The following is a 14,398-nucleotide window of genomic DNA, read 5'->3' as shown; positions in this document are numbered from 1 at the left end:
TTTCCGGATTTTTTGTTTGTTTGATGGTATACAATTAATCTATAACAGAAAGGAAGTAAAGATGAAAAAAGCAGACCTAGAAAAAGAAGTCGATAAACGAAGAACGTTTGCCATTATTTCTCATCCTGATGCTGGGAAAACCACTATCACCGAACAGCTACTCCTCTTTGGTGGGATTGTTCGGGAAGCTGGGACCGTTAAGGCGAAAAAAAGTGGGAATTTTGCTAAGTCAGATTGGATGGAAATTGAACAGAAGCGTGGAATTTCAGTTACTAGTTCGGTTATGCAGTTCGATTATCAGGGAAAAAGGATTAATATTCTTGATACACCAGGACATGAAGATTTTTCAGAAGACACATATCGGACTCTTATGGCAGTGGATTCTGCCGTGATGGTGATTGACGCCGCTAAGGGAATTGAACCGCAAACTAAAAAGTTATTTAAAATTTGTAAAATGCGTGGAATTCCAATTTTTACTTTCATGAATAAGCTTGATCGTGATAGCAAGGATCCCATGGAATTAATTGATCAATTGGAAGATGTACTGGGAATTGAGGCTTATCCGATGAACTGGCCCATTGGCTCTGGTCGAATTTTAAAGGGGCTGTACGACCGTTATGATCATCGAGTTGAACTTTATAAACCAGAAGCGGATGGTCAGAACTTTATTAAACTAGATGATGATGGCAATCTTATTGGAGATAACTCACTAGCAGACGATAGCATTTATCAAGATGCTAGAAGTGAAATGGATTTAATCTCTGAAGCTGGGAATCAATTTAGCAAAGAAAAAATTGCCAAGGGTGATCAAACACCAGTCTTCTTTGGCTCAGCGTTGGTTAACTTTGGGGTTAAAACTTTTTTAGACGCTTATTTGAAGCTCTCACCAGCTCCAGGTCCTCACAAAACTCTTCAAGGAAATGAAATTGAACCAACGGCACCAGAATTTTCTGGATTCGTGTTTAAGATTCAGGCTAATATGAATCCACGTCATCGTGATCGAATTGCCTTTGTACGAATTTGCTCTGGTGAATTTCAAAAGGGCATGGATGTTACCCTTGATCGTACCCAGAAGCCGATCCGTTTATCAAACGTTACTGAATTTATGGCTAATACGCGTGAAAACGTTCAAACAGCGGTTGCTGGAGATATTATTGGTCTTTATGATACTGGTAATTTTCAGATTGGCGACACCATTTATACTGGCAAAAAACCGATTGCGTTTGAAAAGCTGCCACAGTTCACTCCAGAACTATTTATGAGAGTTTCAGCCAAAAACGTTATGAAGCAGAAGTCGTTTCATAAGGGCATTCAACAATTAGTACAAGAGGGAGCCATTCAGCTCTACACTAATTACAGCACGGGACAGTATATCTTGGGAGCAGTTGGTCAGCTTCAGTTTGAAGTATTTCAGTTTCGAATGAAAAATGAATATAACTCAGATGTTGTGATGGAACCAATGGGGCATAAAATTGCCCGGTGGATTGACCCTGACCAGCTGGACGAAAAGATGTCTTCGTCTAGAAATATTTTAGTACGGGATCAAAAGGGGGATCCGTTATTCCTTTTTGAAAATGAGTTTGCAGAACGCTGGTTTAAAGATAAATATCCTGATGTCAAGTTAACTGCCAAGCTTTAGGATTGAATTGACGTAATATTCGATATAAACTAGTTTTTGTGAAAGGTGGATATGAATTATGAAAAAGTTAAGTGCTTGTACCAGTGTGATGGTTGGTAAAGACGCTAGTGTTGATGGGTCAACGATGATTTCTAGAAATGATGATACCTTTTTACCATTAACTCCTCAACGTTTTTATGTTCAACCTGCATATCATAACGAGGACAAAGTTTGGAAATCCAACCAAAACGGCTTTACTGCTCCAATGCCAAAGTCGGGTTACCGAATTTTGATGACACCGAACGCTGACGTTAAAAAAGAAGGCGTTTATGCTGAAAGTGGATTTAATGAAAAGAATGTTGCAATGAGTGCCACTGAAAGTGTTTATGGAAACGAGCATGCTTTAGCTCATGATCCGCTTGTTCAGCATGGATTAGCTGAAGATTCTTTACAATCGATGGTTCTCCCTTACATTAATTCCGCGAGGGATGGAGTTGCCTATCTTGGAAATTTAATCAAAAAGTATGGTTCACCAGAGGGAAATGGGGTCCTTTTTAGTGACAAGAACGAAGTCTGGTATATGGAGATCGTTACTGGTCACCACTGGGTTGCACAACGAATTCCTGACGATTGTTATGCGGTCGTAGCAAATGAGGTTGCGATTCAACAGGTTGATTTTGATGATCCAGAGAACTTTATGTATTCCGATGGGTTACAAGAGTTTGTTGAAAAGTACCAGTTAAATCCTGATAAAGAGGGATTTAACTTTCGACATATCTTTGGGACTCATAATGAATTTGATCACCATTACAACACACCTCGAGTTTGGTATGGGCAAAAGGTGCTGAATCCCGAGATTGAGCAGGAGCCAACCTCAAATGATCTCCCGTTTATTAGAAAAGCAAGCCGTAAAATTGAAGTTAGTGACGTTCAGTTTATTTTGAGTTCTCATTATAACGAGACCAAATATGATCCATTGGCTAAAGATCCAAAAGAATCGAATACTCAATTTAGACCAATTTCAATGAATCGAACCCAAAATTCACATGTTCTGCAAATTAGAAATGATGTAAGTGATAAATGTTCGGCAATTATGTGGCTAAATTTTGGAATTCCCGCCTTTAGTCCATATGTTCCTTTTTTTGCGAACGTTGACGAGACTGATCCAAGTTATGAGGTTACTCCTCTCACGATGGATGATAAGAGCGCATACTGGATGTATCGTAAACTATCGATGATCGTTGAATCTCATTACAGTAATTTTATTCAACAGGATCGTGATTTTAAGAAACATGCTAACGAGTTATTTTTAGGGCATATATCAGATACGATGGGTCAAGCTGCTAATATGAATGATCAGGACGCATCTGAATTTTTGAAAGATCAGAATCAGCAATTGGTCAAAGAAATGAGGAGTCGAACCTATCAATTTATGCATGAATTGATGGAAAAGGGTCTTACACTCTCTAAATTGACGTATAACATGGATAAAAATTTGTAAAAAATCCCACTCAATAAGAGTGGGATTTTTTTAGGTTAGACGTTTGTCATTGTTATGGGTACGAATCGTGGATCGCTTTTTGATCCATTGTGATCCGCCGAGATTTAACCAATCATCTTGATTAGTTCGAATTTCTGTAAAGACACGCCAAGTTGATCCAGCTGGCAAAATTTGATCGTATCTTTGCTTTCGCACGGGTGAATCATAAACGGAAGTGGGGATTTTCATTTTGACTAAATAATTGACTGACTGAACCACTTTCCAGTTAGAACGTCGGTAATATAAGATGATATTTTTGGTTTTATTTGTGAATTGACCGGTTAAGTCACCAACCGATAGGTGAAGCTGGTAGTTAGGAATCACAGGAGACTTTAGTGTAAACTGCTGGTTTAATGGACCATTCACGATTTTGGGAGGGAGAAGCAAGCGAAATGAATCAAAATCAAAGCAGTAAACGCTAACTGGTTGGCCTAACTTAGGGATGTAATGAAACTTGATTAGTTGTTTTTTTGCTTGCATTTTTTTAGTCATTCCATCAACACTAACTAATATGTAGTTTTTTATTTTGGGAACGATGAAATTAATTGGATCGCCAACTGAACCACTAATGATTTCAGTTGATTTTAATTGATTCCCGTTTTGATCGACAAATTCCATAAAAACTGTACTTGGGGTTCTGATAACCTCTTTTTTAGGAGTTGATTGATGATTTTCGGCAGGTAATGGGGTGGTGGTATGAATTGATTTTGGTTTGTTTAAAGAAATTTCGGATGGATCTATGGAGGTTGTCGTCTTTTTAACGTTGTTTTGTCTGATTGGTCTTTTCATCCGATGTTTTGAATGCTTGTAGTTATGATTATTTTTTGAAAAGATTTTTTTCATCCAATTAAACATAATTTTCCTCCAAAGATGGTTTATATTGATTTTACCATTTCTGGAAATAAAAAAAGACCTAGATTAGAATTCTAATCTAAGTCTCTTTCACTACTTAGTACTAATAACGATATTGTTGTTCTTGTCTGTATCAGCAACAAGATTGTTAGTTTCTGGATGATTCAAGAAGTAGTCGGCCGTTTGGTCTTCTAACTGTTCTTGAATTACTCGTCGAAGCGGACGGGCACCCATTGACGGATTGTAACCGAGTTCGACAATTTTTGCTTTGGCCGATTTGGAAACATCAATGTGAACGTTTCTTGACGCTAACATGTTATTCATATCTTTAATCATCAGATCGACAATTTGGTTTAAGTTATCTTTAGAAAGTTGATTGAATTCAACGATGTCATCAAAACGATTGAGAAATTCAGGCTTGAAATAAAGTCCTAATTTATCCATCACAGAATGAGTTTTACCAGTTGCTTCTGGTGTAAACCCAACGCTTGCTTCGGCATCGCTTCCGGCGTTACTAGTCATAATGATGACAGTGTCCTTAAAGGAAACCGTTCGGCCTTGTGAGTCAGTCAAACGACCGTCATCTAAGATTTGTAAGAATGTGTGAAGAACGTCTGGATGAGCTTTTTCAACTTCATCTAACAGAATCAAGCTGTAAGGATTACGACGGACTTTTTCGGTTAATTGGCCAGCTTCATCGTATCCAACGTAGCCAGGCGGTGAACCAATCAATTTAGCAACTGATTGTGGTTCACGATACTCTGACATGTCAAATCGAATCATTGAATCTTCAGATCCAAATAATTCTTTGGCAAGTTGTTTAGCCATCTCAGTCTTACCAATCCCAGTGGATCCAACGAATAGGAATGAACCAATCGGACGACCGCTACCATTAAAACCAATTCGATTTCGTTTAATGGCTTTAGCAACTGAATCAACAGCCTTGTCCTGTCCGATCACATGTTGCTTTAAATTTGGAGCTAAGTCCTTTAATTGTTGTTGTTCTTTGGTTTGTAGTTCTCCAACTGGGATATTGGTCATTTCTTCAACAACTTGTTGCATATCCTTTTCGGTAACGGTGTTGTGTTTCTCACTTGTAGCACCCTTATCCTTATTTTGATGAAGTCGTTTGATCTTATCACGGTAGTAAGCGGCCTGTTCGTAGTCTTCTTTATCTAAAGCCGTCTTCTTTTCGTTTTCAGCACTGTCAATCTCTTTGTCAATTGTTTTTGGATCAACAATGTTTAAAGTTAAATTCTTTCTGGAACCAGTTTCATCAAGTAAATCAATTGCCTTGTCCGGAAGGTAACGATCACTGATATAACGATCGGAAAGGGTAGCTGCCGCTTTCACTGCTTGATCGGTATACTTGACTAGATGATAGTTTTCATAACGATTTTGTAGACCCTTTAGAATCTTGATGGATTGATCAACCGTTGGTTCTTTGACCATGATTGGTTGAAGTCGTCTTGAAAGAGCAGAGTCTTTTTCAATGTCACGGTATTCTTTTAGAGTGGTTGCTCCAATTAATTGAAAGTCCCCACGAGCAAGAGCGGGTTTTAAGACGTTACCTGCGTCCATGCCACCTTCAGCATTACCTGCCCCCATGATTTCATGAATTTCATCAATGAATAAGATGATGTTACGGTTTGACTGAACCTCTTTAATTAATTGTTGCATTCGTTTTTCAAATTGACCACGAATACCTGTGCCTTGAACCATTGAAACCATGTCTAATTGAATTACCTGTTTGTTTTGAAGTTTTTCTGGAACAGTACCATCAGCAATTTTTTGAGCGAGGCCCTCAACAATTGCTGTTTTTCCAACTCCGGCTTCACCAATCAAGACCGGGTTATTCTTGCCTCTACGATTTAAAACTTCGATTGCTCGAGCCGTTTCTTTATCACGACCGATTACTGGGTCAAGTTTTCCGGCTTTAGCTTTTTTAGTTAAATCAGTTCCGTAAGTTGAAAGAATTGATTTTGAACCATTTCGGCCGTTGCCGCGTCCACTTTGTGGTGGAACTTGATAATCATTGACTTGGCCATTTTGCATGGCACGAAGAAAGTCATCTAGACTACCAAATCCGTATGAACCTTGTCCTTCCATAGTTTAAGCCTCCTTTTGCTTAACTAAATTGTCAGACGAAAGTCTGACCTTTATTGACCATTCATGAATATTATACGCACTAATAACATTCAATCAAGTATTTTGACTGATCTAGAAATTATTTTAATGTGGTAACATTGAAACCGATTAGGAGGCAATAATTATGGATAAAAACGAAAATGACTTTACCGGACTCTTAAACCAATTAAAGGATGGAAAAATCAAAGATTTGACGGTTGAACCAAAGGATTTTCCGAAATTTCAGCAGGCTTTTATGAGCTTTCCAACACGGAAAAGAATCGTAGGGAAAGCCAGCAAAAAGGGCATTTTAACCTATCATTATTCGTCTGAAAATTAGCGTCATAACAATTATGTAAGCGATTTATGATAATTACTTGTTTTTTAGATGATAAATTGATATTCTTAAACTGTAAATAGAGTTAAATAAACGATTAAAGGAGTGCGTTCATTATGGAGAAACGTCAATTCAAAATCACGGCAGAAACTGGCATTCATGCTCGTCCAGCAACTTTGTTAGTTCAGACCGCTAGCAAATTTGATTCAAATATTAGTCTTGAATATGGTGATAAATCTGTAAACTTAAAATCAATCATGGGTGTTATGTCATTAGGAGTTGGCCAAGGTGCTGATATTACTATTTCAGCCGATGGTGACGATGCTAAAGAAGCCCTTGATGCAATTGCTAAAACCATGAAAGATGAAGGATTGATCGACTAATATGACTACCTTTAAGGGTATTGGTGTTAGTGATGGGATCGCATTTGGAAAAGCTTATTGTTTAACTAAACCAGATTTAACTTTTAATAAAGAAGCCTTTTTGGGTATAGACGAAGAAAAAGCACGCCTTAAAAAAACGTTTCAAGATACCAAAACTACTATTATAAAAATCAAACAAAGTAATAGAGTTGAAATGGCTAAAAAATATCTTGATATTTTAGATTTTTATTTAGAAGTTTTATCTGATCCAGAGTTGATTAATGAGGTTAAAAGAGTCATAACAGAAGAAAAAAAGAATGCTGCATTTGCATTGAATCGTGTATTCAATCAATATGCAGCTATTTTTTTGAATATGAATGATCCGTATTTAAGGGAACGGGTTCATGATATTGAAGATATCAGAGACCAGCTTTTGGGACGTCTACTTGGCGTCGATACTCCCGATCTATCACTTATTAACCAGCCAGTTATTATTGTTGCTAATTCCATTTCTCCAACTCAGATTGCACAAGTTCAAAAGAAAAATATTAAAGGGATTGTTACAGCTGTTGGAACCAAGAATTCTCATGCAGCCATTATATCTAGAAGTATGGACGTTCCAGCTGTACTAGGGTTGCAGGACAGCCTAAATCATTTAAAAAATGATGAACAATTGATTGTTGACGGAAGTAGTGGAAACGTTATTGAAAGTCCCAATTCAGATGAAATCGAGAAATTCCAGACAAAGCTTGAAAAATTTAGAAAACAAAAAAGGTCATGGGAAAAGTTCAAGGGCCAATCGACCAAGACATTAGATGAGCACCCTCTGCTATTGGGGGCTAATGTTAGTAACGAAAATGAAGTTGATAATGCTTTAGAAGTTGGGGCTGATTCAATTGGATTATTTCGTACCGAATACATTTACATGGATTCTGACCATCTCCCGAGCGAAGACGAACAATTTTTGATGTACAAAAACATTGTTTCAAAAGTAAAAGGAAAGCAGTTAACTTTTAGAACAATGGATGTTGGTGGAGATAAACTAGTTAATTATTTGCCTAATATTTCCCATAATGAGACGAATCCCTTTCTTGGCTATCGTGCCATTCGTTATAGTTTAGGTGAAAGCAAGGTTTTTCGCACTCAAATCAGGGCACTCCTTAGATCTTCAGCTTATGGACCAATTCGGATCATGTTTCCTATGATATCAACGGTCTCAGAGCTGGATCAGGTTCTTTCGATTTACACTGAAGAACGCCAGAATTTGATTGATAGAGGAGTTAAACTTGGAGATGTTCAATTAGGAACGATGATTGAAGTTCCAGCGGCAGCAATTATGATTGATAAGATCATTTCAAGAGTAGATTTTGTAAGTATTGGCACTAATGATCTAGTTCAGTACACGGTTGCTGTTGATCGTTTAAATGAGCGTGTCTCCTATTTGTACCAAGCTTGTGATCCAGCCGTGCTTCGTTTAATTGAAAGGGTCGTTAGGATCGTTCATAACGCTTCTAAGACCGTGGGTGTTTGTGGTGAGGTTGCGTGTGATCCACAGGTGATTCCTTTTTTGATTGGGTTAGGAGTGGATGAATTATCAGCCACTCCAACTCAAATTTTAAAAACTAAAGCATATATTAGTAAAATTAATTCGAAATCAGCAAGTAAGTTAGCTGATAGTGTCGTTAAAAATGCAGATACCACTGGTGACGTTAATAAGATGATTGATGACTTTATCTCTAAGATGCCAGAGTAGATGGTTTACTTAGGTTTGAGTAGTTAGGCACAAAGTTGCAAACCATGCGGGAAACCCATATAATTACATTTGTTTAACGTTAAAGAGAGAGGGGAAAACAACGTGAATATTGGTTTGTTTACAGATACTTATTTTCCACAAGTTAGCGGAGTTGCTACGTCAATCAAAACGTTAAAAGATGAGTTAGAAAGGCGTGGAAATCATGTCTATATTTTTACTACAACTGATCCTAACGTTGAAAAAAATGATGACGATGAAAAAGACATTTACCGTTTTTCAAGTGTTCCCTTTATTTCTTTTACCGAAAGAAGAATCGCCGTCAGAGGAATATTTCAGGCTTATCAAATTGCTAAGCAATTAAAATTAGATATCGTTCATACCCAAACTGAATTTTCACTTGGAATTATCGGGAAGTTCGTTGCTAAAAATTTGAATATTCCTTGTATTCACACTTATCACACGATGTATGAAGATTATTTGCACTATGTTGCCAACGGCAAATTATTAAAACCAGTACACGTAAAAGAAATGATGTTAGCTTTTTGTCATCACATGGATGGTGTGGTGGCACCAAGTAAGCGTGTCTTGGACAAGCTTACTGATTATGGGGTTAAGAGTCCCATTCGAATTATTCCAACCGGGATTGACGTTAAGCATTATGAAGAAAATGACCATGTTGATATTAGAAAAAAATTAGGCATTAGGGATGAGACCCCATTGATGGTTTCCGTTAGTCGAGTTGCGTATGAAAAAAACATCTCCGAAATGATCGATGCACTACCTAAAATTTTGGATCAAGTTCCAAATGCTATGCTTGTGATTGTGGGTGAAGGACCTGCCGAAGATGATTTAATGAAGCAAGTGTCTGACATGAAACTTAACGACCATGTTATTTTCACCGGAGAAATTAATAATAATCATGTCAATGATTATTATCGAATGGCAGATGTTTTTGTTTCTACGTCTAATTCTGAGTCTCAGGGGTTAACGTACATTGAAGCAGTTGCTGCTGGCACCAAAGTTGTCGTTGCAAGAAGTCCGTACACCGATGACTTAATTGATGATAAATCAATTGGAATGACGTTTGAGTCAGAAGAAAGGTTTGTTTCTGAAACGGTGGATTATTTGCAAAACCGAGGTGAATATCCCGATTCCAAAAATGTCCGTGAAGAGAAATTACACGAAATTTCAGCTGAGTATTTTGTGGATCAGATGTTGAGCTTTTATGATGATACAATCAAAGAGTTTGATCAAACTAAAGCTAAGCAAACTAACACATCTGACTGAGGAGTTTTGTTGATGTTAAAGATCGATATGTTTTCAACTGCTGACAAAGTAAAAGGTCAAGGAGTTGGTAGTGCATACATTGAGTTAATTAAGATGTTAAAGAAACATTTTCCAAACGAGTTTGACATTGAGATTAATAAATTTAATCAAGCGAACATTAGTCATTATCACACCATTAATCCAACGTTTTATTTGTCTACATTTTCAAAAAAAATGGGACGAAAGATTGGATACGTTCATTTTTTGCCGGAAACGCTTGAGGGGAGTTTAAAAATTCCTACTCCATTTCGACAAATTTTTTATAAGTATGTAATTGCCTTTTATAAACGGATGGATCATATTGTCGTTGTAAATCCAACTTTTATACCTAAACTTGAAAAATATGGGATTGATAAAAAGAAAATTACATATATTCCAAATTTTGTAAGTAAAAAAGAATTTTATCCGGTTTCAAAGAGCCAGAAAGAAGCTCTTAGAAGTAGTTATGGTTATCAAACAAAACGGTTTACGGTGCTCGGAACCGGTCAAGTTCAGACCAGAAAGGGCGTCCTTGATTTTGGTAAATTAGCAATGCAAAATCCAAACGTTCAATTTGTTTGGGCAGGAGGATTTTCATTTGGGAAAATGACAGCTGGATATTCTGAGTTGAAAGAATTGGTTGATAATCCACCTCAAAATCTGAGTTTTCCCGGAATCGTTGATCGTAAAGAATTAGTAAATTATTATAATATGGCTGATTTATTTCTTTTACCGTCGTATAATGAGTTATTCCCGATGTCTGTTTTAGAGGCATTCTCGTGTGGAATTCCTGTTATGTTGCGGGATTTATCCCTTTATAAAAAAATTATTGACGGGTATTATATTTCAGCAAATAATGAGGCTGAAATGGATAAAAAACTTAAGATGTTGTTAAATGATCCTAAGCTTCTGAAAGCATATGCTGAAAAATCACTTAAAGCATCTGATTATTATTCCGAGGATCATCTAGCCAAGATTTGGCATGATTTTTATTTTGACCAGGCGAAAAAGGGGTAATTGAATGTCCAGGAGAAATAAAGTCTCACTACTTATCATGATTGCCCTTGGATTACTTATTTCATGGTATGCAGCTAGAGACATTAAGTTTAGCGTTCTTATAAGAGATATTGTTGAGATTAATCCATGGTGGTTATTAGTTGCTTTAGGGTGCATTTTGCTTTATTTTGCTCTTGAATCCGTGATTACTTACATGTTAGTTCGAAATAGTGATCCTAATTTTACTTTTCGGGATGCAATCCGGGTACCCTTAGTGGAGCAACTTTTTAATGGGATCACTCCGTTTTCATCTGGTGGTCAGCCGGCTCAACTATTTGTTTTAATTCAATCGGGAGTTGATGGTGGTCGGGCTAGTTCTGCACTACTTATGAAGTTTGTTGTTTACCAAGCCATGATAGTAATTAATTTTTTTATTGCGTTAATAATCGGTTTTAACTACGTTATTGATAAAATGCACGCTCTGGCATGGTTTGTTGTGTTCGGATTTGGAATTCACATGTTTGTGATCGTTTCACTACTTATGATCATGTATTGGCATTCATTTACTAAAAAATTTGTTAATATTTGTATCAAACCAGTGAAATGGTTTGTAAAAGATGCTACATTTTATAAGTTAGTAAATACATTAAATAAGAAGATTGATAACTTTTATAAAGAGAGTGTGAGAATTGGTCACCAAGGGAAGTTGATGGCTAAAATATTCATAATCACTTTTTTTCAGTTGCTTTTTTATTACTTAATTCCCTACTTTATTATGCTTTCGTTAGGTTATACCAATGCTAATGTGGTAATGGTAACCAGTCTCCACATTTTGATTGTGATGATTATCTCGATTTTTCCCATTCCTGGAGGAGCAGGTGGAGCTGAGTATAGCTTTGAGATGATTTTTAGAAGTTATATTACTAATGGAAGTAAGCTAGTACTTGCGATGATCCTGTGGCGGATTCTTACGTATTACTTAGGTTTGATTTTGGGAGCCTTTGCCCTCGTGATGAAGCCAAGTAAAAAGGCACAAAAGAATAGGAAAATACTAAAAAGCGAAAGTCATAAGAGTTTTGGAGGAAACTAGAATGTCTCGAATATTAAAAAGCATTCGTAATTTTTTTAATACTACTATCGGTTTCTTCGTGCTGGTAGTCGTTTTATATTGGATAACTACTTTGGTTGTTTATAACGTCGACTTTAGTTTGGGTGTTAAGGGTGGCATGCAAACCTTTTTGATGATTGTTAATCCAATTCCATCAGGACTGCTCTTGTTTGGGATTGCACTGTACTTTCGGGGCAAGCTTTCTTATTGGCTGATGCTAATAATTGATTTTCTACAGTCGACTTGGATGTTTGCTAATGTTTTATATTATCGAGAATTCTCTGACTTCTTGTCAATTGGTATTATTAAAGGAACCGGAGACGTCCAAAATAATTTGGGCAAGAGTATGATGGAAATTCTTCATCCAACGGATTTTTTGATTTATTTGGATGTTGTGGTTTTAATCTTACTATTAGTCTTCAGGATTATTAAAATCGATTACCGTCCCTTTAAGTATCGCTATGCCATTGGAATTACTTTACTTTCGATTTTGCTTATGGGGGGAGAATATTCTCTTGCTAATTCGGATCGGAGTGGTCTTTTAACTCGGACGTTTGATAATAATTATATCGTTAAGTATTTAGGCTTAAATGAATACGCTGCTTTTAATGCATATCAAACTCACCAAGAGAGTTCTACGCGAGCAAAGGCGAAAGCTTCAGATTTGAATAGTGTCAAGAAATTTATTAATCAACATCAGACGTATCCAAGCGTTAAATATTTTGGGAAAGAAAAGGGTAAAAACGTTTTTATTATTCATTTGGAGAGTTTTCAACAGTTCTTAATCAACTATAAAGTTGATGGACAGGAAGTTACTCCGAATATTAATAAGTTTTATAGTGATAAGCATACGATTTCGTTTGATAACTTTTACCATCAAGTTGCTCAAGGTAAGACTTCAGATGCTGAAATGATGCTTGAAAATTCATTGTATGGATTGCCCCAGGGATCTGCGATGGTTACTTATGGTTCGCAGAATACTTTCCAGGCGGCTCCAGCAATTTTAGACCAAAAGGGTTATTCGACGGCTGTCTTTCATGGAGATGTTCCGAGCTTTTGGAATAGAGATAATACTTATAAGTCTTGGGGATATCAGTACTTCTTCGATAGCAACTACTATAAGAAGAAACCTTCGTATAATGTTGGATATGGAATGAAAGATAAGATTATGTTTAAAGATTCAGTTCCTTATCTTGAAAAGCTACCACAGCCGTTTTATGCCAAAATTATCACTTTGACTAATCATTATCCTTATGAATTAGATAAACAAAATGTTTCTTTTCCTGCTCTTAAAACGGGGGATAGTACCGTTGATCCTTATGTCCAAACGGCTCATTATTTAGATCAATCTTTTGGTGAGTTTGAAGCATATCTAAAAGCAACGGGATTAATGAAGAATAGTGTCATTGTTTTATACGGTGACCATTATGGGATTTCTAATAATCATCGTCCTGCAATTGCTAAGATGTTAGGTAAAAAGTCGGTTAATAACTATGATTTGGCTAACTTTCAGAAGGTGCCATTTATGATCCATGCTGATAATTTGGATGGGCACGTTGATCATACTTATGGTGGAGAAATCGATGTCTTACCAACGCTGCTTCATTTATTAGGAATTAAGAATGATGATATGATCCAGTTTGGACATGATTTGTTGGGGAATAATCCTAATCAAATTGTTCCATTTAGGGATGGAGATTTTGTAACTCCTAAATACACTAAGGTTGGGGGAACAATCTATGATTCTAAGACTGGTCAAGTTATTAAGCCGGATAAGCAACAACAACAGGAAGTAGATGGAATTCAGAACTATGTAACTAGTGATTTGTCTCTTTCTGATAGAGTTATCTATGGTGATTTACTTCGTTTCTATCATCCTAAAGGATTTAAGCCTGTGGATCGAAAAGACTATAATTATAAGCCGAAGAATGCAATGGAACAGTTGGATAAGGCTGACAAAGAACGTAAAACTGATCTAATTGATCAGAATGGTGGCAAATCCACGGTTTCGATGTATCATACTGATGCTCCTGAACTAAAATAATTAGAAAAAGCATTTAGATAAAGATCTAAGTGCTTTTTTTGTAAAAAAGTCTTGACGTAATTTTGTTTCCTTGGTATAGTAGTTCTTGTCGTTAAGTGCGCCAAAACAATTTGGTTAAAATTAGTCAAACTTTTCTATTGACAATAAATTAACCACATGGTATATTATTACATGCGGCGTTGAGATACAATAAGACGACGTTGCGTCAGAGTAGATCTTTGAAAACTGAACAAGATTTTGATTACAAGTGTAAGGTAATTTTGAGTTGTAGAACTTAAAATTAAACATTTGCGAAGTCAATTCGCTTTTTAATTCTTTTGAAAAAGAATAACAACAAATAATAATGAGCTAGTAAA

Annotated in this window: 11 protein-coding genes; 9 read left to right on the top strand and 2 right to left on the bottom strand. The window is 36.4% G+C overall.

Annotated elements, in window-relative coordinates; all coding sequences use genetic code 11:
* The first annotated feature begins 61 nt into the window (after positions 1–61).
* Together AC6UC9_RS00055 and AC6UC9_RS00050 are read left to right on the top strand one after the other, a co-directional pair.
* Complete coding sequence (locus AC6UC9_RS00055) at positions 62–1,639, top strand: peptide chain release factor 3 (RefSeq protein WP_500700776.1); 1,578 nt, start codon at positions 62–64, stop codon at positions 1,637–1,639.
* A 58-nt stretch (positions 1,640–1,697) separates the two neighbouring features.
* Positions 1,698–3,119, top strand: coding sequence for a C69 family dipeptidase (locus AC6UC9_RS00050; protein WP_500696558.1), 1,422 nt, complete (start codon positions 1,698–1,700; stop codon positions 3,117–3,119).
* A gap of 30 nt (positions 3,120–3,149) precedes the next feature.
* Here AC6UC9_RS00050 and AC6UC9_RS00045 read toward each other — a convergent pair whose 3' ends face one another.
* Positions 3,150–4,013: a MucBP domain-containing protein gene (locus AC6UC9_RS00045; protein WP_500700775.1), complete on the bottom strand. Its 864-nt coding sequence runs from the start codon at positions 4,011–4,013 to the stop codon at positions 3,150–3,152.
* Positions 4,014–4,103: 90 nt separating this feature from the next.
* Positions 4,104–6,119 carry an ATP-dependent Clp protease ATP-binding subunit gene (locus AC6UC9_RS00040; RefSeq protein ID WP_500699311.1) on the bottom strand — a complete coding sequence of 672 codons (2,016 nt, stop codon included), beginning with the start codon at positions 6,117–6,119 and terminating at the stop codon, positions 4,104–4,106.
* Between the two features lie 163 nt (positions 6,120–6,282).
* On the opposite strand from AC6UC9_RS00040, the gene ykzS reads away from it, so the two are divergent.
* The 7 genes from ykzS (at position 6,283) to AC6UC9_RS00005 (ending at position 14,042) form a co-directional block, all read left to right on the top strand.
* On the top strand, positions 6,283–6,477 hold the full coding sequence (ykzS, locus tag AC6UC9_RS00035) for a protein YkzS (RefSeq protein WP_500700774.1): 195 nt from the start codon (positions 6,283–6,285) through the stop codon (positions 6,475–6,477).
* Between the two features lie 113 nt (positions 6,478–6,590).
* Positions 6,591–6,857, top strand: a complete 267-nt coding sequence (locus AC6UC9_RS00030; protein WP_500693598.1) for a phosphocarrier protein HPr — start codon at positions 6,591–6,593, stop codon at positions 6,855–6,857.
* A gap of 1 nt (position 6,858) precedes the next feature.
* The gene (ptsP, locus tag AC6UC9_RS00025; protein ID WP_500700773.1) at positions 6,859–8,589 is read left to right on the top strand and encodes a phosphoenolpyruvate--protein phosphotransferase; all 1,731 of its coding nucleotides are present in this window, start codon (positions 6,859–6,861) and stop codon (positions 8,587–8,589) included.
* Between the two features lie 102 nt (positions 8,590–8,691).
* Complete coding sequence (locus AC6UC9_RS00020) at positions 8,692–9,876, top strand: glycosyltransferase family 4 protein (RefSeq protein WP_500700772.1); 1,185 nt, start codon at positions 8,692–8,694, stop codon at positions 9,874–9,876.
* 12 nt (positions 9,877–9,888) lie between these two features.
* Positions 9,889–10,911, top strand: a complete 1,023-nt coding sequence (locus AC6UC9_RS00015; protein WP_500693601.1) for a glycosyltransferase family 4 protein — start codon at positions 9,889–9,891, stop codon at positions 10,909–10,911.
* 4 nt (positions 10,912–10,915) lie between these two features.
* Positions 10,916–11,980: a lysylphosphatidylglycerol synthase transmembrane domain-containing protein gene (locus AC6UC9_RS00010; protein ID WP_500693602.1), complete on the top strand. Its 1,065-nt coding sequence runs from the start codon at positions 10,916–10,918 to the stop codon at positions 11,978–11,980.
* A 1-nt stretch (position 11,981) separates the two neighbouring features.
* On the top strand, positions 11,982–14,042 hold the full coding sequence (locus tag AC6UC9_RS00005; protein ID WP_500700771.1) for an LTA synthase family protein: 2,061 nt from the start codon (positions 11,982–11,984) through the stop codon (positions 14,040–14,042).
* The last annotated feature ends 356 nt before the right edge of the window (positions 14,043–14,398 follow it).

Source organism: Fructilactobacillus sp. X7R4C1, from assembly GCF_059901115.1.
This window is presented reverse-complemented; position numbering and strand designations above follow the sequence as displayed.

Bases quoted from the DNA above. Each gene is read 5' to 3' on its own strand.
- AC6UC9_RS00055 (WP_500700776.1), top strand. From the start codon at position 62: ATGAAAAAAGCAGACCTAGAAAAAGAAGTCGATAAACGAAGAACGTTT.
- AC6UC9_RS00050 (WP_500696558.1), top strand. From the start codon at position 1,698: ATGAAAAAGTTAAGTGCTTGTACCAGTGTGATGGTTGGTAAAGACGCT.
- AC6UC9_RS00045 (WP_500700775.1), bottom strand. From the start codon at position 4,013: ATGTTTAATTGGATGAAAAAAATCTTTTCAAAAAATAATCATAACTAC.
- AC6UC9_RS00040 (WP_500699311.1), bottom strand. From the start codon at position 6,119: ATGGAAGGACAAGGTTCATACGGATTTGGTAGTCTAGATGACTTTCTT.
- ykzS (WP_500700774.1), top strand. From the start codon at position 6,283: ATGGATAAAAACGAAAATGACTTTACCGGACTCTTAAACCAATTAAAG.
- AC6UC9_RS00030 (WP_500693598.1), top strand. From the start codon at position 6,591: ATGGAGAAACGTCAATTCAAAATCACGGCAGAAACTGGCATTCATGCT.
- ptsP (WP_500700773.1), top strand. From the start codon at position 6,859: ATGACTACCTTTAAGGGTATTGGTGTTAGTGATGGGATCGCATTTGGA.
- AC6UC9_RS00015 (WP_500693601.1), top strand. From the start codon at position 9,889: ATGTTAAAGATCGATATGTTTTCAACTGCTGACAAAGTAAAAGGTCAA.
- AC6UC9_RS00010 (WP_500693602.1), top strand. From the start codon at position 10,916: ATGTCCAGGAGAAATAAAGTCTCACTACTTATCATGATTGCCCTTGGA.
- AC6UC9_RS00005 (WP_500700771.1), top strand. From the start codon at position 11,982: ATGTCTCGAATATTAAAAAGCATTCGTAATTTTTTTAATACTACTATC.